The 20656-nt window shown below is 36.0% G+C and carries 13 protein-coding genes and 1 tRNA gene; 5 read left to right on the top strand and 9 right to left on the bottom strand.

Features of this window, described 5'->3' with window-relative positions; all coding sequences use genetic code 11:
• Positions 1-78: 78 nt before the first annotated feature.
• From purL to IWX80_RS00130, 4 genes are all read right to left on the bottom strand, one after another.
• Complete coding sequence (purL, locus tag IWX80_RS00145; protein WP_196851654.1) at positions 79-3753, bottom strand: phosphoribosylformylglycinamidine synthase; 3675 nt, start codon at positions 3751-3753, stop codon at positions 79-81.
• A gap of 92 nt (positions 3754-3845) precedes the next feature.
• Positions 3846-6401 (bottom strand): endonuclease, encoded by a 2556-nt coding sequence (locus IWX80_RS00140; RefSeq protein ID WP_196851653.1) that lies wholly within the window; start codon positions 6399-6401, stop codon positions 3846-3848.
• A 294-nt stretch (positions 6402-6695) separates the two neighbouring features.
• Positions 6696-8534: an endonuclease gene (locus IWX80_RS00135; RefSeq protein WP_196851652.1), complete on the bottom strand. Its 1839-nt coding sequence runs from the start codon at positions 8532-8534 to the stop codon at positions 6696-6698.
• A 158-nt stretch (positions 8535-8692) separates the two neighbouring features.
• Entirely contained in the window at positions 8693-10219 is a 1527-nt protein-coding gene (locus IWX80_RS00130; RefSeq protein ID WP_196851651.1) for a hypothetical protein, read from the bottom strand.
• Between the two features lie 115 nt (positions 10220-10334).
• Between IWX80_RS00130 and IWX80_RS00125 the strand changes: the two genes are divergently transcribed.
• From IWX80_RS00125 to IWX80_RS00105, 5 genes are all read left to right on the top strand, one after another.
• Complete coding sequence (locus tag IWX80_RS00125; protein WP_196851650.1) at positions 10335-10772, top strand: PaaI family thioesterase; 438 nt, start codon at positions 10335-10337, stop codon at positions 10770-10772.
• Positions 10773-10897: 125 nt separating this feature from the next.
• Complete coding sequence (locus IWX80_RS00120; RefSeq protein WP_196851649.1) at positions 10898-11968, top strand: isochorismate synthase; 1071 nt, start codon at positions 10898-10900, stop codon at positions 11966-11968.
• Between the two features lie 45 nt (positions 11969-12013).
• A complete protein-coding gene (bshB1, locus tag IWX80_RS00115) occupies positions 12014-12730 on the top strand; it encodes a bacillithiol biosynthesis deacetylase BshB1 (protein ID WP_196851648.1) in 717 nt (238 codons plus the stop codon).
• A gap of 74 nt (positions 12731-12804) precedes the next feature.
• Positions 12805-12880 (top strand) — tRNA-His (locus IWX80_RS00110).
• Between the two features lie 307 nt (positions 12881-13187).
• On the top strand, positions 13188-14384 hold the full coding sequence (locus IWX80_RS00105) for a PAS domain-containing sensor histidine kinase (RefSeq protein ID WP_196851647.1): 1197 nt from the start codon (positions 13188-13190) through the stop codon (positions 14382-14384).
• A gap of 188 nt (positions 14385-14572) precedes the next feature.
• Here IWX80_RS00105 and IWX80_RS00100 read toward each other — a convergent pair whose 3' ends face one another.
• The 5 genes from IWX80_RS00100 to IWX80_RS00080 all read right to left on the bottom strand — a co-directional run bounded on the left by IWX80_RS00100 (position 14573) and on the right by IWX80_RS00080 (position 20656).
• Positions 14573-15586 (bottom strand): M28 family metallopeptidase, encoded by a 1014-nt coding sequence (locus IWX80_RS00100; RefSeq protein WP_196851646.1) that lies wholly within the window; start codon positions 15584-15586, stop codon positions 14573-14575.
• A gap of 4 nt (positions 15587-15590) precedes the next feature.
• A complete protein-coding gene (locus tag IWX80_RS00095) occupies positions 15591-16604 on the bottom strand; it encodes a DUF3667 domain-containing protein (protein WP_196851645.1) in 1014 nt (337 codons plus the stop codon).
• A 101-nt stretch (positions 16605-16705) separates the two neighbouring features.
• Entirely contained in the window at positions 16706-17476 is a 771-nt protein-coding gene (locus tag IWX80_RS00090) for a dienelactone hydrolase family protein (protein ID WP_196851644.1), read from the bottom strand.
• A gap of 112 nt (positions 17477-17588) precedes the next feature.
• Entirely contained in the window at positions 17589-19790 is a 2202-nt protein-coding gene (locus IWX80_RS00085) for a penicillin acylase family protein (protein WP_334682169.1), read from the bottom strand.
• Positions 19791-19792: 2 nt separating this feature from the next.
• Positions 19793-20656, bottom strand: a complete 864-nt coding sequence (locus IWX80_RS00080; protein ID WP_196851643.1) for a cyanophycinase — start codon at positions 20654-20656, stop codon at positions 19793-19795.

The following is a 20656-nucleotide window of genomic DNA, read 5'->3' as shown; positions in this document are numbered from 1 at the left end:
GAAGTGAAATTTTAGTATTAGATTAGAACAAAAAAAGCGCTCTTTTTCAAGAACGCTTTCAATATTATAATCAAAAAATTATTTTTTGTCCATCCATTTTCTGGCATTGACAAAAGCTTCATGCCAGGGCGAAACTTCATCGTTTCTGTCTTTTGGATAATGTGCCCAGTTCCATTGAAATGTAGAACGCTCAATGTGTGGCATCATCACTAAGTGACGTCCTGTTTTGTCGCAAAGCATCGCCACATCAAAATGTGAACCGTTTGGATTAGCAGGATAGCCTTCATAGGCATATTTAGAAACAATATTGTAATTTTCTTCACCCATTGGTAAGTTAAATTTTCCTTCACCATGCGAAACCCAAACTCCAAGAGTACTTCCTGCTAATGAAGAAAGCATCACCGAATTGTTTTCCTGTACGGTAACCGATGTAAAAATACTTTCGTGTTTATGACTCTCGTTATGCAACATTTTTCCGTGTAATTCATGCTCCGGATTAATCACTTCCAATTCCATGAACAATTGACAACCATTACAAATTCCAACAGACAACGTATCTTCTCTTTTAAAGAAATTGTCTAAAGCTGTTTTTGCTTTTTCATTGTATAAAAATGCACCGGCCCAACCTTTGGCAGAACCCAATACATCTGAATTAGAGAATCCACCAACAGCTCCAATGAACTGAATGTCTTCCAAAGTTTCACGTCCTGAAATCAAATCGGTCATATGAACGTCTTTTACATCAAAACCGGCTAAGTACATCGCATTCGCCATCTCACGCTCCGAGTTACTTCCTTTTTCACGGATGATAGCTGCTTTTGGTCTCTCGACTGCGCTCGAGATGACAGGTAATTTTCCTGTGAAATGTGCAGGGAAAGTATAATTTAAAGCTTGGTTTTTATAATTGTAAAAACGCGCTTGAGCCGTTCCGTTCTTCGATTGTTTTTGGTCTAATAAAAACGAAGTCTTGAACCAAATATCTCTGTATTCTTTTATTTCAAAAGTCGAAAGTCCAAGGTCTAAAGTTTCTTCATTCGTAGCAGTCCCTATTTTATAGAAAGAAACGTTATTTTCTTTTAATTTGGATTCCACTTCAGTATCTGATTTCGCTTGAATAACAATTCCAATATTTTCAGAAAATAGGATTTTAACCAAGTCTTTTTCTTCGAAAGTAGAGAAATCTATTTTTGCTCCCAAATTCACATCTGCAAAACACATTTCTAATAAAGTCGTGATCAAACCACCACTTCCTATATCGTGTCCTGCAAGGATATTGTTTTCTAAAATTAATTCTTGAACGGTATTGAACGCTCTTTTGAAAAATGCAGCGTCTTTAATCGTTGGCACTTCTTTTCCAATAGTATTCAACGTTTGTGCAAACGAAGAACCGCCTAATTTAAAGTTGTCTTGTGACAAATTGATGTAATAAATAGAGCCACCGTCTTTTTGTAAAACAGGCTCTACTACTTTTCTAATGTCCGTACAATTTCCACCTGCCGAAATAATTACCGTTCCCGGTGCGATTACTTCTTCATTTGGATATTTTTGTTTCATTGAAAGGGAGTCTTTTCCGGTTGGAATGTTGATTCCCAATTCGATTGCAAAATCCGAACAAGCTTCAACTGCAGCGTATAAGCGAGCGTCTTCTCCTTCGTTTTTGCAAGCCCACATCCAGTTTGCCGAAAGTGAAATTCCTTTTAATCCGTCTTTTATTGGTGCCCAAACAATGTTTGATAAAGACTCAGCAATAGCAGTTCTTGTTCCTGCCACCGGATCAATTAATGAAGCGATAGGCGAGTGCCCAATCGCAGTGGCAATTCCTTGTATTCCTTGGTAATCTAAGGCCATTACACCACAATTGTTCAATGGCAATTGTAATGGACCCGCACATTGTTGTTTGGCCACTTTACCACCCACACAACGGTCTACTTTGTTGGTCAACCAGTCTTTACAAGCTACTGCTTCCAGTTGAAGAACTTGCTCTAAGTAAGTTGAAATGTTTTTCTTATCGTATGTTAAATCAGTATAATTTCTTTCGATTGTTTTGTCCGTCATGACCACTTTTGGAGAACTTCCAAAAAAGTCTTCCAACGCAAAATCCATAGGTTTAGCACCAGTTGATTTTGATTCGAAAGTAAAGCGGTGATCTCCGGTTACGTCTCCCACTTGGTACATTGGAGAACGCTCACGGTCAGCAATTTTTTGCAATAAATCAATGTTTTCTTTGGCGATAACCAATCCCATTCGTTCTTGAGATTCGTTACCAATTATTTCTTTTGCCGAAAGGGTAGGGTCTCCCACAGGCAATTTGTCTAAATCAATTAATCCACCGGTATCTTCCACTAATTCCGAAAGACAGTTTAAATGTCCTCCAGCTCCGTGATCGTGAATCGAGACAATTGGATTAATATCGCTTTCTACCAAACCACGAATGGCATTGGCAGCACGTTTTTGCATTTCCGGGTTCGAACGTTGGATGGCATTCAATTCAATTCCTGAACTGAAAGCTCCGGTATCTGCTGAAGAAACTGCAGCTCCACCCATTCCAATTCTATAATTTTCACCACCAAGGATAACAATTTTATCACCTGTTTGTGGTTTTTTCTTAATTGCTTGATCTAATTTTCCGTAACCAATTCCACCCGCTTGCATGATCACTTTGTCGAAACCTAGTTTGCGAGCGTCCTCTTCGTGTTCAAAAGTCAGGATAGAACCTGTAATCAACGGTTGTCCAAATTTATTTCCAAAATCAGAAGCTCCGTTTGACGCTTTAATCAAAATATCCATTGGCGTTTGATACAACCATTTTCTTTCGGTCATACCATTTTCCCACGGTCTGCTACCCTGAGCGGAGTCGAATGGGCCTTCTAAACGAGAATATGATGTCATGTAAACTGCAGTTCCAGCCATTGGTAAAGAACCTTGTCCACCTGCTAAACGATCCCGAATTTCTCCACCAGAACCAGTTGCAGCACCATTGAAAGGCTCTACTGTTGTTGGGAAATTATGCGTTTCTGCTTTTAATGAAATAACCGAATCAAATTCTTTTACTTCATAAAAATCAGGTTTATCAGCACTTTTTGGAGCAAATTGTTGTACACGTGGCCCTTTTACAAAAGCAACGTTGTCTTTATAAGCCGAAACGATATCGTTAGGGTTTTCCTGAGATGTTTTTTTGATTAATTTGAATAAAGAAGATTCTTTTTCTTCACCGTCAATGATGAATTTTCCGTTGAAAATCTTATGACGACAGTGTTCTGAATTGGCTTGTGAAAAACCAAAAATCTCAGAATCCGTTAGTTTTCGTCCTAATTTAATCGCTAGATTATCTAAATATTCCACTTCGTCCGGACTTAAAGACAATCCTTCTTGTTTGTTATAAGCAGCAATATCGTCGATGTCCAAAATGGCTTCTGGTAATACTTTGATAGTGAAAATATCTTGATTTAGTTCGCTGTATTTTTGCGAAAGCATCGGGTCAAAATCCGAAAAATCAGCTGTTGCTTTATGAAATTCTTCAATTCTAATGATGCCGGATATTCCCATGTTTTGGGTGATTTCTACAGCATTAGTGCTCCAAGGCGTTATCATAGTGGCGCGAGGACCAACAAAAAAATCCGTCAGTACGGATTTTTCTATTTTATTTGAGTCGGCAAAAAGCCAGTTAAGTTTTGAAATGTCTTGAGCCGAAATTTCGTTTTGCGTGTGTACGGCAAAAACAGTTTTGCTTTGGTTTTCAAAGAAATGGATCATTGTTATGTAGTTTGTTGTATTGCGGTGCAAATTTAGACAATTAAGATTAAATTTTGGCTATAAAAAAAGCGGCAAATTTGCCGCTTTTTGAATTAGTTGATTATTAATTTCTTTATGACTGAATCCGAATCGATGCTAACACGAACTAAGTACGTTCCTTTAGCAATGTTTGGAAGCGTAATTTCTGATTTGGTGCTGTTTTCTTCGCTGTAAATTTTCTGACCAATGATAGAATAAATTTCAATAGAATACATTTTATTCGAATTATTGACAGAGAAAGTTCCATTGGATGGATTTGGATAGATAGCAATATCATTAATATCTAAAACTGTTTCAATTTTAGACTCTTTTGCAACCATACGGCTTCCTAAATTGTTACAAGTGTCTGATGCAAATGAATCCCATTGGGTTGTTTTATTGAAAGTAGTCGTAGGAGAGGTAACGGTTGCTTTTCTTCGGATGGTTTCATCAGCTGCAAAATTTGCTGTTCCGCCGTTAAAAGTTCCAATGATGTCAATTAAAACGCCATTTTTGAATAAACCTACAGCATCATTTCCATTAAAAGTCATTTCACCAGCTGATGTAGAAAGATTAGCCGAGCTTATAGGATAGCAAGTAGATGCCATCAAGCTATTTACAATAGTGAATTTACTTCCGTTATTCAAAGTTCCTGTTAACGATAATCCTGTACTCCAAGCACCGGCACCATTGCTTTGTTTTTTGATACTGTAAATCGATAAGTTTATTGCAGTACCAGTTGCATTTGAAATTTCTAACGCTTTATTATTCGAAGAACCTTCAATATATTCTGAAAACAATAAATCCGTTGCAGTGGAACTACCGCTAGTTGTAGTAACACTGACAACATTGCTTGAAGCAGAAACATTTCCGGCTGCATCTTTAGCTTTTACTGAAAAAGTATAAGCTGTTGCAGCAGTTAATCCCGTAACATTATACGATGTCGTTGAAACAGTAGCTAACAATGTAGTTCCTCTATACACGTTGTATCCGGTTACTCCAACATTATCAGATGCAGCATTCCAAGATAAAGTAGTTGTAGTTTGAGTTGTTCCTGATGCTGTCAAAGTTGTAGGTGCAGATGGAGCTGTTGTATCCGCAGTTCCGGCAACTATATTTACAGTATAATCTTCTACTTGACCATACGGGATCGCTTCACACGAAGTTGGAATGGCATTGTATTTCATTGAAACTCTCATTCTCGTAGTTCCTAATGTCGCCGAAGCTGGTATCGTGATTGTTCCTGTTGCCGGAGTCGTTGTTGAACTAGTTTTTGACCAAGCCAATTCTCCTGCATCTGTAAATAATCCGTTTTTGTTATAATCAATCCAAACGGCGTATCCTTCGCTGAATGCTGTAGCTGTCCATGATGGTGTTATCGTAATGGTATTTGCAGATCCTGAAGTTACATTTGTAGTTATAGCAGTGAAATTTTCATAACCGGCAGTTCCTGTACTGGTGTTATTTATGGAACCAAAAACGACTTTTCCTATTTTTTCATCTGCGGTGCTGTTTCCTTGAGAAGCACAATACGTAATTGATGTTCCGGCAGCAGTTGTAGCATTTACTACATTACTTGAAGCCGAAGAATTTCCTGCCGCATCTTTAGCGACAACATAAAACGAATAAGCTGTTGCAGCTGTTAATCCAGTGATTGTAGCTGTTGTTCCCGTAACAGTCGTTTTTAAAGCGCTGTTCATGTAAACATTATATCCGGTCACTCCAATATTATCAGTTGAACCCGTCCAGCTTAATGAAACGGAGTTTGATGTTGTTCCGCTAGCTAACAAATTCGTTGGAGTAGTAGGCGCTTGTGCATCAGCTGTTGGGTTCCAAATTGCTTGTACATATTCTGGATGATCAATGTATGGATTCCTATTGTTTTGAGAATTATAAATTGCATTGTTACGAGCAATTTCTCTGTTACTAACCGGATCTTGATTATGCCAAGTAATCAATAAGTTTAAAAAAGCAGTGGTAAAAACTTGATTGCTAGTTCCATTGAACATAGCATATGGATATCCAGCGACAGTATTTTCGTATCGTGTGGCGAAATAAAAATACATTCTCGCAATGTCACCTTTGAATTCGTTGAGAGGTTCGAAAGTTGTTCCAGTGTATCCGGCAGTTCCACTGGATCCAAGTTTACTTCCGTTTAAAGAGGTCCAAGATGCTGTTGCTACATTTCCGTGGGGATAACTAGAACGTTGTCCGTTCACTTTGCCGTCTGTTGGTGTGATGAAATGTGCATCCGATACCATTGGTGCTGCAGAATTAAAAGTAGATTGCGGAATTATGTGCTCTCTGTTGTAACAATCGCCTTCCACACTGTACGTTCCACATCTTTGGGTTGTTCCCGCGGAGTAATTGTAAGGATCTGTTGCGGCAGGATTTTCAGAATACATGTCTAAAATTGTACCGTCATTTTCAAAGTAATAATCCCTGTCCGATGTTTGATATATGGTGTATAAACCAGCATATCCGTTATCAGTGTGGCCTTTGATAATGTTGTATAATTGTGTTTTTAAGGCGTAGCCAGTTCCTGTTGCGGTAGTGTAATAGCCACTGGGTATTTGGGCAATACCAACGGTGACGAATAGCAATAATAAGGCAGAGTAGATTTTTTTCATAATTTAAATTTGTTTTGGTTTTTGGGGTTAATCTCAGATTTTCAAAGCTTAATTTGTAAATTTTAAAATACTGAAGACGCGCAAATTTATAACTTTTAATATGTTTAGTGTTAAGAAATTATGAAGGTAATTATGATTTTCTTAACAAAATTATTAACATTTTAATGAAAGTAGTTTTATTCTTATATTAAAAGGAATCTATTTGTATTGGTATTTAGAAGTATTTCTTATTGAATAATTGTAAACAAAAAAAGCGGCAATAAATGCCGCTTTAAATAAATAATTCAGTTGTAATTAGTTTACAATAAGTTTTTTAGTAACTGATTTTGTGTCGGTTGTTATTTTAACTAAGTAAACTCCTTTTTGAAGATTGTTGACAGTAGCAGAAGAATTGTTTGTGTATTCTTTTTCAAAAACTTTTTGTCCTAATACTGAAAAAACTTGAACAGAATATTTTTCATTTGAATTTTCAAAATTTATTTTGACATTCCCATTGGATGGATTTGGATAGATATTGAATTCATTTGTATCAAAATCAACATTAGAAAGGGTTGCCAATGAATGACTACCAATTCCATCACAAGTATTACTAGCAAATGAATCCCACTCACCAGCTTTATTAAAAGTAGTGTTTGGACCTGTAATACTCGATTTTCTTCTTAATGTTACATTTTCTCCAAACATTGCTGTTCCTCCATCAAATGTTCCTATTATATCGATTAATACTCCGTTTTTAAATAATCCCATAGGATCATTTCCATTATATGCTTCTTGAGCTGATGATAGATTGGCATTTGCCACTGGGTAACAAGTTGTAGCCATTTGTGGATCTACTAACACAAATACAGCACCTGAGTTTAGTGTTCCTGTTAGATTAAGTCCTGCACTCCAAGCTCCAGCTCCATTTGATTGTTTTCTTATTGAATAACCTGTTAAATTAACTGCTGCTCCAGTAAAGTTAGCAATTTCTAACGCTTTGTTAAATCCGCTTCCTTCAACATATTCTGAAAAGAATAACTCTGTAGCTCCCGATCCACTTGTTGGGGTAGCAGTTGTTGTTCCGGTTACTATTGCACTTGCTACAGATGAATTTCTTTCATCATCTCTTGCAATTAAGTAAAAGTTGTAGCTAGTGGAAGCTAATAAACCAGAAACAGTTGCAGTAAGTCCAGTATGAGTAGATTTTAAAGTGTTATCAACATACAAGTCATAGCCAGTAACAGCAATATTATCTGTAGCGGCTGTCCAGGTTAATGTTATAGCGTTTGATGTAGTAGTAGTTACCGCCAAATTTGTTGCGGCGGTTGGAGCTTCTGTATCTGCAGGTTGTGTAGTCCAAACGGCTGCTACATAACTTGGATTGTCAATGTAAGGATTCCTGTTGTTTTGACGCGCATAAATTGCGTTGTTACGAGCAATTTCTCTAGCACTAACCGGATCTTGATTGTGCCAAGCCAGTAATTGATTTAAAAATGCTGTGGTAAATACTTTCCCCGTAGAATTATTGAACATTGGGTAATTGTATCCCGCAACTGTATTTTCATATCGAGTTGCAAAATAGAAGTACATTCTGGCAATATCCCCTTTGAATTCATCAATTGGTTCAAAAACAGGACCTGAATAACCTGCTGTGGTACTGGCTCCAAGTTTACTTCCGTTTAAAGTAGTTTGAGTAGCAGTTGCTACTACAGAATGTGGATAATTAGACCGAATCCCGTTCACTTTTCCATCTGTAGGAGTGATGAAATGTGCATCAGAAACCATTGGTGATTGTTCATTGAACACTGATTGTGGTATAATGTGTTCTCTATTGTAGCAATCTCCTTCATTAGTATAGTTTCCGCATCTTTGCGTAGTTGCTATAGTGTAAATGTAAGGATCTGTTCCTGATGGATTCTCCGAATACATGTCCAGTACAGAACCGTCGTTTTCAAAGAAATTATCAATATCTGACGTTTCATAAGTAACATACAATCCTCCGTACGTTTGTACTGTATGGTCTTTGATAATGTTGTACAATTGAGTTTTCAACGTGTATCCAGTCCCTGTGGCATTTGCATAGTAGCCATCTGGCGCTTGCGCAAAACCTGCAACGAAAAGAAATAAAAAGAGTAGCGAGTAGATTTGTTTCATACTTTAATTGGATTACTTAGTTTAAAATTAATTTGATTTATGGATTGAAATTTTGACAAAACTACTATTTAAATTGATATTGGAAGTTACTAAATGTTTAATTCGATAAAGATTCTTTTTTATTTTTAAATAGTTAGGATGCGCTAATTCAGAGTTGTTTATTTTGGAAAAGCTTTGTTTTGGTAAGCACCTAAATCAGGTGGTAAAGTTCTAGTGTTTCCTATAATATCAAGTGGAATCAGATACCCCGAATTCCCTTTTGCGAAAGCGGCGGAAGTTTCATCGATATTAAATTTGTTCTGTGAAATATTGAAGAATTTTGGATCTTTATTCAAAATTATAGCATTGTAATGTGCGGTATCCGTATTGAATTGATAATCGGGATTGGTCGTAAATTGATTGGATACGTTATCAAATTTAATAAGGCAATTGTTGAATTGGTATTCAAAAGCGGCTCCCGTTTTTTTGGTTAAACTCATTTCATTGGAATAAGAACCATAAATAATGCAATTGTTAAACGTGGCTGCGGTTAAATCTTTCGCTTCCGGAATTGCTCCCAAAATATAATTACTTACTAAAACGGCCACCTGTTGCGAGCTGTTCCAATTATTATTGAAAGTGGAATGAGTAAAACTATAATTCCCACCATAAGTACAGGCTAAACTGGCTAATCCGGCATTATTAATGACTACATTTTCGCCATTTATTTTTGCGGTCTGCGCCAAAATTCCGTAGTTGCTGCTGTTGTAGATTTGGGTGTTTTTGACAAAAACATTCTTGCCGTCATTGTTTTGAATTAACAATCCAATCGTTGCATTTTTAATAGTGACGTGATTCAGGGTATTATTCGTGCTACCATCAGTCAGCCAAATGGTTCCCCATTGTCCGGGAACATCCGAAAAATCAGGTTCTAAACGATCTCCTTCAAAAATGACTTCGTTTTCTAGTTTATCCGTTTGTGATCGAGTTCCATTAATATTGATTGAGGCATTATTGGCTACAATAAGTCCAGAATTAGCATGAAAATGGACTCGGGTTCCTGCTTCAAAAGTGGCTGTTCTATTTGAAGGAACTGCTGCGTAGCCATAAATTACATAGGGTTTGTCATTTGTAAACTGCAATTCGTTTCCATTGACAGGATCATTTTCATCTAGATAAAATCCATCAATTTTTTCGTTTCCAATAGGAAGTGTTTCAGTAGTTCCATCAGCAAAACGCTTTGGATACAGGAAAACAGCATCTTGTATAAGTGTTACCAGTTCTACATTTTGAAGATTTTCGCCACTGTCAAACTGAATTTGATCGGTGTACAAAAAATCGCTTGGGCTAGCATCAGCAGTATTAGCAGTAGTTTCTATGAAAATATACAAACTGTCTTTGGCTAAAAGATCCACATTGTTAAAAATTTTCCCGTCTGTTCCCTGCATTCCGTCAACAGAGATTCGATATTTTGAACTCAAACCTTTCCCTAATTTAATGCTTGGAATCGTAATGTCATTTTTACTTTTGTTGTACACTTTGAGTCGGTATGTGCTGGAACCAATGTTAGAGAAAACAGTGTCAAGATAAATCGTGTCCTTGGAAAATTCTAAATCTCCTGTGCTGGCTACGGTCTCAAAATCAGAACGGCAGGAACAGATAGTCAATATCATTCCAATAAAAAACAATACTATTTTGGGACGCATTTGGTTATATTTTTTGTAAAAATAGGAAAAATCTATTTCGAAATCAGAATAACAGTTGTATTTACTGTTATGTGACTTATCTTTTAATTATTTTTACATTTTTAAAGACAAAAACATGACATTCGACAAAGAAAAAATACTTCATTATTGTAATCACGTTTCTAAAAACACCTTGATGGAAACGTTGAATATTAAATATACGGACGCAGGAGAAGATTTTCTGGTTGCTACAATGCCTGTGAATCCTTCCGTGCATCAACCAATGGGATTATTGCATGGCGGTGCATCGGTGGCTTTAGCAGAAAGTGTGGGCAGCGCCGCCTCTATGATTTATGTAAATTCAGAAGTAAGCGAAGTCCGCGGAATTGAAATCTCAGCCAATCACTTGAAAGCAAAACGGGATGGAATTGTAACAGCAACCGCTAAGATTGTCCACAAGGGCCGAAGCATTCATCTTTGGGAAATACGAATTACGGATGAAAACAACAACTTAATTTCACTTTGCAAGCTGACGAATATGGTTTTACCAAAAAGAAAAAGCGAAAATAAATAATTGAATTTAATTTTAGCTAAAGCCAAAAATCAGTTTCAGTCAAATTGACCAAGATGGTTTCGATACTGTTAAGCAAATCAAAATGCCTTTAGGTTTAGTGGAATTTATATTTTAATACATTATATATGATCGATTTTTTTATAAAAGTAAAGCAACAAAAAGCTCAGAATCTACCTTTTGTATTATACCGAAAACCAAATAACATCAAATTAATAGGTTTTTTTCAAAATAACGACCACGTATATTTTGCTGAGAATTTTGAAGAGACGGGATTTGTTTTTGCTCCTTTTGAAGGAAGTCAGATGATACTGATTCCTAGAAATCAATCGGTAAAATGGGAAACCCTGATTACTTCTTCAAAGGAAAATGAGGATTCAGATTTCATAGCTTCAGAAGACATTCAAGCGAAAGAACATTTTGAAAGTCTTGTCCAAAAAGGAATTGATGCTATTGCAAAAGGGACTTTGAAAAAAGTGGTCTTGTCACGAAAAGAAATTGTTGGTTTGTCAAATTTTGATTTAGTTTCAATTTTCGAAAAATTAATTCAAAATTATCCCACCGCTTTCTGCTATTGCTGGTTTCACCCAAAAATAGGTTTATGGATTGGCGCTACACCGGAGCGATTACTAAAGGCTAATACGAATACTTTTTATACAATGTCATTAGCCGGAACGCAAAAACTTCAAGGTGATAAAGAAGTTGTCTGGGAGAAAAAAGAAATGGAAGAGCAGCAATTTGTTACCGATTTTATTTTGGATAATCTAAAGGAATTGACTTCAGAAGTTTCCGTTTCAAGCCCTTATACTGCGCAAGCGGGAACTTTAGCACATATTAAAACCGATATTGAAGGGGTTATTAATCACAATTCAAGTTTGAAGGAAGTTGTTTCTGTTTTGCATCCAACACCCGCTGTGTGTGGATTACCAAAAGAGGTTGCTAAAAATTTTATTTTGGAAAATGAGGGTTATGACCGTGAATATTACACCGGTTTTTTAGGCGAATTAAACAAAGAAGGATTTAATAAAGGAGAAATAAAATCAGATTTGTATGTGAATTTGCGATGTATGCAAATCAAAGATAATCAAGCGCATTTATATATGGGTTGTGGTATTACAAAGGACAGTATTCCTGAAAACGAATGGAAGGAAAGTGTCAATAAATCAATGACTATGAAGAAAATATTGGATTTGAAGTAGTATTCGCAACTTAAAAATTAAAAAAAAACATTAAACGAATTTTAGATGAAATTAGATATACTTGCTTTTGGTGCGCATCCTGATGATGTGGAATTGGGTTGTGCAGGAACCATTTTAAAAGAAATTTCTTTAGGGAAAACAGTGGGAATTATAGATTTGACGCGTGGTGAATTAGGAACTCGTGGTTCAGCGGAAATCAGGGATCAGGAAGCCAATGCTGCTGCAAAAATTCTAGGAGTTTCAGCACGTGAGAATCTGGAAATGCGTGATGGGTTTTTTGTCAATGACGAAAAGCATCAATTAGAAATCATAAAAATGATTCGCAAGTACCAACCGGAAATTGTTTTGTGTAATGCTATTGATGACCGACACATTGATCATGCAAAGGGAAGTAAATTAGTTTCTGATGCTTGTTTTTTGTCTGGATTAATTAAGATTGAAACTTCATTAGAAGGAGAACAACAAAAGGCTTGGCGACCAAAATTAGTGTATCATTACATACAGTGGAAAAATATAGAACCAGATTTTGTAGTTGACATTACTGGTTTCACCGATAAAAAAATTGAATCTATTTTGGCGTACAGTTCACAGTTTTATGATGCAAATTCTAAAGAACCGGAGTCGCCAATTTCAAGTAAAAACTTCTTGGAAAGCCTGAATTACCGTTCCAGGGATTTAGGAAGGCTCACAGGTGTAGATCATGCAGAAGGTTTTACTGTAGAAAGATATTTGGCAGTCAATAGCTTAGCAGATTTGATGTAAATTTCATGTAATTTTTTGAAAAAAATATTTGCAGAAGTAAACTTATGTCGTATATTTGCCACCGCTAAGCAAATGGTGGTTGTAGCTCAGTTGGTTAGAGCATCGGTTTGTGGTACCGAGGGTCGCGGGTTCGAGCCCCGTCTCCCACCCAGAAAGCAAAAGCTTCGAAGAAATTCGAGGCTTTTTTTGTGGAATAAAGTCTCGTGAAATTATGCTACGATTTTTATTGGCTTGAATATTGTAAAAGGGTGAAGTGTCAGTGAACAACTAAAGCAGATTTACAGAATTTTGATTCACACAAATATGGAAAAGCTTATACTGTTTCAATTCGTCGGGTAGTGCTAATTGTATTTGTTTTTCAGAAAAATGATTCCTTTTGTGTATCTTTGAACGCATTGTATAGTTAAATCAATCGAAAATAAGCTTTCAAAATTTTAAATATTATTTATATAATTTAATGGAAAACGAGAAAATCAATTCTAAAATTCTTAAAAGTAATTACATTCCAACCGCTGAGTTTTATAGCCAGATAATAGATAGTTTACAAGATTATTCGATTTTTACTCTTGACAATGAATTTATAATTAACAGCTGGAGTTCAGGTTCAACAAAAATATTTGGATATGAAACAGATGAAATTATAGGAAAGCCTTTTGATGTGATTTTCACGGAAGAAGATATAAATAATGGTATTCCGCAAAAAGAAATCCAAACAGCATTAAAAGAAGGAAGAGCAACAGACAACAGATTGCATATTTGTAAAGATAGGAGCGAATTTTATGCTTATGGTTTGGTTTTTCCGCTTATTGGAAGTGAAGGAGAGATGTTAGGATACGTTAAAATTCTGCGAGATCTTACGGAGCGAAAAAAATCGGAGGATGCTATAAAAAAATATATAAAAGAACTGGAAGATTTAAATACACACAAAGAGAATGTGCTTGCCATTGTTTCCCACGATTTAAGAAGTCCTTTATCCGGAATTATAGGAACGGCGGAATATTTGAAAAAAAATCTCGACAGATTAGAATCCAGTAAAGCAAAAGAAATGCTTGATTTACTTCAGAAAACAGCTGTTGATGAGTTGAACATGCTGGATAATCTAGTAGAATGGGCTAGAATCAAATATGCATCGGAGGTATTTTCACCAACAAAAATTGTGCTGTTTGATTATGTAGAAAAGGTTTTTGAATCATTGCACGAAATGGCTTCTTTGAATGCGATTAAACTCAATAATGAAATCATACCCGATACGACTGTGTTTGCAGATGGAAAAATGTTAATATCGGTTTTTCAAAATATACTTTCTAATGCAATAAAGCATTCTTTGCCTGAAGGCGAAATTTCGGTTTTAGCGAAAATTGAAGCTGAAATAATTATAATTCAGATAAAAGATAGTGGAATTGGAATGTCTAAGGATGTTCAAAAAACACTTTTTACCCCGCAAATGAGTACACTTTCTAAAGCTAGGAAAGATAACAAAGGTGCCGGAATTGGACTGTTATTGGTGAAAGGATTTTTAGAAAGAAATGATGGAGAAATATGGGTTGAAAGTGAAGAAGGAAAAGGCACCTCTTTTTACTTTACTTTACCTCTTGAAAAACCTTTGTATAAAATTGATAGCGCGGATAAAATACAATTTGACGAAAGAGTTTAATAAATGAAGAATAAAAAAGAGCTTTGAAGTATTTCAAAGCTCTTTTTTTATGAGGTTTTGTTTTGCACAAGGGATAGGAGTGGAAATCCTTTATTATCTCGTTTTTTAACGAGATAATAAAGATTGTAACGTATAGCCCGACCACACTGTAACGCTAGTGAAAGTGTGGATGTGCCCAAAGAAGAAAACTATTTTTTATCAACAATAGGTCTTTCGGTACGGTTTGCCAATTCCCAAGCGGTTACAAATGCAAATTTTGCTCTTTTGGTTAACGCATCGTATTCAATTTTGTCTGGACTATCCGTAGGTTTGTGGTAATCAGCATGCACTCCGTTGAAAAGGAATACCGATGGAATACCGTGTTTAGCAAAGTTGTAATGATCAGAACGCTCATAGAAATGGTTTGGATCTTTTGGGTCATTGTATTTGTAATCCAGCTCTAATTGGGTGTATTTAGTGTTTGCAATCGTGCAAATATTATCTAAATCAGTTGATAATCGGTTTGCTCCAATAACGTATACATAATTGTTGCTGCCAGCATGCGCTTCATCACGACGTCCAATCATGTCAATATTGATATCAGTAATAGTGTTCGCTAACGGAAACAACGGATTTTCCGAGTAATAGCGGCTTCCGTGTAATCCGTGTTCTTCGCCAGTTACATGTAGAAACAAGATAGAACGTTTTGGGCCATGTCCTGCTTTTTTTGCCATTTGGAATGCCTGAGCAATTTCTAATAATGCAACAGTTCCGGAACCATCATCATCGGCACCATTGTAAATTTCACCGTTTTTTGTCCCTACGTGATCGTAATGAGCTGAAATCACCAAGACTTCATTTGGTTTTTCAGATCCTTCTATGTAAGCCCAAACGTTTTCAGAATCGGGTAAGTTTTCATTTCGTTTCGCATTCAGGAAAGCTGCGGGAACTTTTTGGTAAAAGTCAGATGCGCCTTTCGGGAAGCTGATGCCGTTTTTCTTATACTCATTGATGAGATAAACACCTGCTTTTTTCTGACCAGCTGAACCGGTTTCACGGCCTTCCATTTCGTCTGAAGCAACAATGTAAAGGTGTGTTTTTAGTTCATCAGCGGTAATTGTATTCATGTATTTTGTTGGGTCGACATGAGTAACACTCGCTTTTTGAGTGGTGCAGCTTACGGTCAAAACAACCATTAAACCTAATAAAGGGATTTTTTTCATTTTTTTAATGTAAATTAATAAAGGTGTAAATAGCAAAAATTGATAAAATAATTATGATAAGAATAAAGTTTATAAAAAATAACAGGCTACATTTTATAAAAGATATCAAGCGCGTTTCGCCATAAAAACGATGGTGCGCGGGATAAAAATAATAAATCATCCATCCGATACCAATAAAATTAACTACAATCTGAATAAAAGTAACAAAACTTGATTCTGTAAAAGCGGACAACGCTTTGTTAATGAGAAACAAAAGCAGAAAAATCAACAATAAAAATGAAAAGTAATGTAAGGTAAAAATGCCGTGATCAAAGTAGTACCAATGTTTTTTATTATGGAATAGCCAAAGAAAAAAAGCGAAAAGAGGCATGAATACAAACAGAACTTTCGGCAAATTGTGGGTAAAGGAGCTTATGAATTTTTCAATAATTTCACTTTGTGTGTTGTTTTCTTTAACGATTTGAATTTTTTTATTCATCCAATAATTAAAATCGGATAATTTTTCAGATTCGGGTGCATGTTTTTGGATGGAGTCTAATTGTTCTACAGATTCGTATCCAAAATTGAATATTTGATTTTGTTCTTCGACTTCAGTTTGATGATTTTTTATAGAATCATTTTTGGAAATCGTACTCTGGAATGATTTGTTTTTTGTGGTTATAGTTGATTCCTTTTTTGGAGTGCTATCTGAAGAATTAACGGTATTGGGGAAAATTGCAACTATTAAAAACGTGATAAAACTGATAAAAATATAAAGCCGAACAGGAGCTAAATAAGACAATCTTTTTCCGGAAAGGTATTCTTTGGTTAGTGCTGCGGGCTTGAATAAAAGATTTTTTATGGTGCGCCAAAAAGCATTTTCATAATGTGTCAAGTCCTCAAAAAAGTGGATAAAGAGGTGGTGAAACGTTTTTCGGGTATCGGTATTTTCTTGTCCACAATTCGGACAAAATCTATTTTCAACCACGTACCTGCAATTGAGGCAGGTTTTGTCGGTTCTGATTTTACTTTTTGACATAAAAAAACAGTATAAATTCTAGATTTCTGTTAAATTTCAATAGATAAAACTAACAAAAAAATGGAACTTATACTGTTTTTGAAAAAAATATATTTTCTCAATTATTTCAAAACTTCTTTTAAGAAAGAATTCATGCGTTCCCAAGAACGTTTTGCAGCTTTCTCGTTGTAAGCAGCACCTTTAGAATTATCATTCCCAGCTTCAATTTCAGTGAAAGCGTGTACGGAATTTGCGTAATAGATCATTTCCCAATCTGCTTTTGTATCTCTCATTTCTTGTTGAAAAGCGGCTACTTCCGCAGCTGGCACATACGTGTCATCAGCGCCATGCAAAACTAAAATTTCTGCAGTGATTGGATTGTTTACTCTCGAAGCATCACGACCTAAACCACCGTGAAAAGAAACTGCTCCTTGGATTTTCATTCCTGCTCTTGCTGCTTCAAGTGCTCCTGTTCCTCCAAAGCAATACCCAATTACTACAATATTGTCCGGATTTGCCCCTGCTTTCACTAATTGGTCCCAAGCTAATTGAATGCGTCTTTGATAATCAGAAAAATTAGTTTTGTAAAAACCAGCTTGCTTTCCGGCTTCTTGAGTGTTTGTTGGGTAGTTTCCTTCACCATAAATATCAGCTACAAATGCATAATAACCCATTTTTGATAGTTTTTCTGCTGATTGTTTGGAGTGGTTATCAATACCTTTCCAAGCAGGAAGAATCAAGATTCCAGGTTTAGTTTTGCTTCCTTTTTTTGGCGCAATTGATAGTCCGTTTAATTTTTGATTTCCGTCTGTGTATTTAACTGCTTTCAATTGTGCAAAAGCGCCATTGGAAAACAAAAGAAATCCTAATAAGGCAAAGAAAATATTTTTCATATTGATTGTTTTTATTTTTACAAATATCTCAATTAATTTATTCTGAAATTATAACTGTGATTTTTTTAATTGATAACAGTATTTTTAATTCTTATAATGAACCGAGGAGTTATTATTCTCCCGGATGATAGGTTTTTTCGGCATTTTTTTGGACATCATCTTTGTAGAACAAAACGTCTTTGAACTGCCCTTTTCGATACATTTCAGCTTGGTCGTAAAAATGTTTTGATTTTGGATCACCGCTGTTTCCGCCTGCAAGTATTGATTTGGCTTTTATTTTTGGTCCAAATTCAACTGCGCACACAAAACTGTTGCCGTTTGTTCCATATCGTTTTTTAGTATCTTTTTGGTAATTGCTTTTGTAAGCGGGTAAACTTCCCCAAAGTGCCGGTCCGTAACCTATGGGCAAACTTTCAAGAGCATCATTATATATCAAATTAATGTCACCGGAAGTTCTCTGGAAACGATTGATTTCTCCCCAAGGAATCTGCCAGGTTCCAAATTTAATTTTCAAATCGTTGACCACCATTTGCAATTGCGGAATTAGTTGATCCGGAAAAGCATTTTTTGTAAAATTAATGGTGTTTTCCACTTGGTCGAGTTCTCCTTCATCAGTATACACTTTTTGAATAATTGGATCTAATTTATAAGCCCATTCCACAGCCAGAGTTGTAGCCACAGAATTTTCTTTGGAGTAATAATCCCAATTTTTTAGTAGCGTTATTGGCTCTAAAAGTTCTGCGTAAAGCGGATCTTCAACGCTTATATTTTTTTCGAAACTGGAAATTAACGCTGGAATCAGAAATTCGAAAGCCGTCAGTTTCGTGTCGTAACCGACTGCAATTACTTTGTCTAAGGTATATTTATCACCTTTGCTCAGTAATCGAACGGCATTTAATCCTCTGAAACTTTCACCATCAGGCGCCATGTACTGCAAGTAGTTTTCTTCTTTTGGACTATTGTCACCCGCTACGGTGTAAGGTGTAGAATTGCAGTTTTGTAACCAACCGTTTATAGGATTATAGGAATGTACCGTTTCTGAAACTTCGTGCAATCCTTTCCATTGTGTTGCTGGTGTTGTGCCGTCAATCACTTTTGACCAGTTCAGTTTCTTATCCCGAATAGGAACGAAATTCCCGTGCCAGTAGGCAATATTTCCTTCTTTATCAGCATAAACGGTATTGTTAGAGGTATTGGCTTTCAAATCCATCGCTTTTTTATACTCTTCAAAATTTTTCGATTTTGTTCGTATCCAACTTTGCTCCAAACTTTTCATCGAACGATTATTAGATTTTAAGCTAATCCATTTTCCATCTCTTTTGGCCATAATCGGACCGTGATTGGTATGATAGGTGTTGAATGTTTTAGGAATCAATTTCCCGTTTTCCAGATACTTGAGGGTTATTTTTTTCTCGATAACCGGAACCAACTTATTATCGTATTCGTAAAATAATTTGTTGTTTTTGCTCACGATTTTCTCGGCATACATATCCGCTACATCCACATTTGAAGAGGTATGCATCCAGCCGCAATTCTCATTAAATCCTTGGTAAATGAAAAATTGTCCCCAAGTCACTGCTCCGTAAGCGTTCAATCCTTCTTCGCTGCTCATTTGTATTTCTGGCCTATAATAAAATGAAGTATGTGGATTAATGTATAAAATAGAGTTTCCCGATGCCGTTTTTGATGGAGCAATTGCAAATCCGTTTGATCCGGTTTGCACATCTTTTTCGCGTTCTATGTAAGACACTTCATCGGTATTTCCAGAATAAAAAGCTTTCAATTCTCCTGTTGAAAGATCAGCGGTGCTTATGGCTCCAATGCTTCCATCGGTCCAAAGTAACGGAAACCACGGTTCAAAATGAGTCAATAAAGCGGGTTTTACTTCGGGGTGATTGTGCAGGTAAAAGTTGATTCCGTCAGCATAACTATTCAATAATTTTTTTAACCAAGGTGCCGCTTTTTTATAATCGGCTTTAGCTTCTTCGGTGTCCATCAAAAGTTTAATTTCCAAATCATTATATAAAACCGACTGTCCTTTGATTTCCGAGAGTCGCCCGAGTTTTTCAATGTAATTCATTTCTACGCGTTTGAAATCGTCTTCACATTGGGCATATAACATTCCAAAAACGGCATCAGCATCGGTTTTTCCATATACGTGTGGGATTCCCCAATTGTCTCTGATGATGGTGACTTGTTGCGAGAGTTTTTTTAATCGTTCTATTTCTTGGTTTGATATTTTTTGTGAAAACATCGAGAAACTAAAACAAAAAACTAGCATTATTAGCGGAAAATGATTCTTAAAATATTTCATTTTTATTGAATTTTAAATTTTTGACCTTCGTGATACACAGCCATTTCTAAGCTTTTGATACTTACTAAATTCTCTTTTTTGGCTTTAGCGATTCCTTTCGGTTTTTTGACCACAATAACTTCGCTTTCGCCAACAATTTCTATTTCTTTATTGCGAACAATCAGCGCAGTACTCTCGTCGATTCCAATTCCTATGTGAGTTGGAAATTCAATCAAAGCAGAGAGTAAACGGTTGTAGCGGCTTCTTTTTAGAAAATGTTGGTCGATAATCACGTTTCTTACAAGTCCCAAACCGATAGTTGTTTCCAGATTATCGTATCTGATATTGTTGAAAGTTTCGGTGTATTTGGTTTCTAATTTCTGATTTCCCGTAATCATGTGCTCACACATTACTGCCGCTCCGGCGCTGGTGCCAGCAATTGTGCTTCCGTTTTTGTAAGCGTGGTGAATTGCTGTAAATGTAGGAGTGTTTTTAACGACATTCATAAACCGGGATTGATCGCCTCCGCTAATGAAAATTAGTTTGGCATTTTGCAAGGAATCGTTCAGCACTTTATTAAAAGCTGTTGTATTGTCAAAATTTAACATTACAATTGGATTTGGAGTCAGTTTTTCGAATTGCTTTTTGAAATAAATATAAGCACTATCCGGTTCTTCGGTTGACATTGGTAACACAACCACATAATCTTTTTTCCCCAAATCCGCCAGTGTTACTAATTGCGTCATCAATGCATCAGATCGATGTCCACCACCAATGATGAATAACTTTCCTTTCGTATTTTGAGCTTGTAAACTGCCACAAAATAGGAATGCAAGCATGGCAATAAAAAATTTGAAATAGATTGGGGAATGGTTCGTCTTTATCAT

The sequence above is a fragment of the Flavobacterium sp. CAN_S2 genome, from assembly GCF_015752255.1.
GTDB lineage: Bacteria > Bacteroidota > Bacteroidia > Flavobacteriales > Flavobacteriaceae > Flavobacterium.
Note: the sequence above shows the minus strand (reverse complement) of the source record. Positions and strands in the feature narration are given on the sequence as shown.

Excerpts from the sequence above, each read along its gene's own strand:
- IWX80_RS00080 (WP_196851643.1), bottom strand. The coding sequence starts at position 20,656 with ATGATAAAGACGAACCATTCCCCAATCTATTTCAAATTTTTTATTGCC.
- IWX80_RS00105 (WP_196851647.1), top strand. The coding sequence starts at position 13,188 with ATGGAAAACGAGAAAATCAATTCTAAAATTCTTAAAAGTAATTACATT.
- IWX80_RS00100 (WP_196851646.1), bottom strand. The coding sequence starts at position 15,586 with ATGAAAAAAATCCCTTTATTAGGTTTAATGGTTGTTTTGACCGTAAGC.
- IWX80_RS00140 (WP_196851653.1), bottom strand. The coding sequence starts at position 6,401 with ATGAAAAAAATCTACTCTGCCTTATTATTGCTATTCGTCACCGTTGGT.
- IWX80_RS00095 (WP_196851645.1), bottom strand. The coding sequence starts at position 16,604 with ATGTCAAAAAGTAAAATCAGAACCGACAAAACCTGCCTCAATTGCAGG.
- purL (WP_196851654.1), bottom strand. The coding sequence starts at position 3,753 with ATGATCCATTTCTTTGAAAACCAAAGCAAAACTGTTTTTGCCGTACAC.
- IWX80_RS00130 (WP_196851651.1), bottom strand. The coding sequence starts at position 10,219 with ATGCGTCCCAAAATAGTATTGTTTTTTATTGGAATGATATTGACTATC.
- IWX80_RS00135 (WP_196851652.1), bottom strand. The coding sequence starts at position 8,534 with ATGAAACAAATCTACTCGCTACTCTTTTTATTTCTTTTCGTTGCAGGT.
- IWX80_RS00090 (WP_196851644.1), bottom strand. The coding sequence starts at position 17,476 with ATGAAAAATATTTTCTTTGCCTTATTAGGATTTCTTTTGTTTTCCAAT.
- bshB1 (WP_196851648.1), top strand. The coding sequence starts at position 12,014 with ATGAAATTAGATATACTTGCTTTTGGTGCGCATCCTGATGATGTGGAA.
- IWX80_RS00085 (WP_334682169.1), bottom strand. The coding sequence starts at position 19,790 with ATGAAATATTTTAAGAATCATTTTCCGCTAATAATGCTAGTTTTTTGT.
- IWX80_RS00120 (WP_196851649.1), top strand. The coding sequence starts at position 10,898 with ATGATCGATTTTTTTATAAAAGTAAAGCAACAAAAAGCTCAGAATCTA.
- IWX80_RS00125 (WP_196851650.1), top strand. The coding sequence starts at position 10,335 with ATGACATTCGACAAAGAAAAAATACTTCATTATTGTAATCACGTTTCT.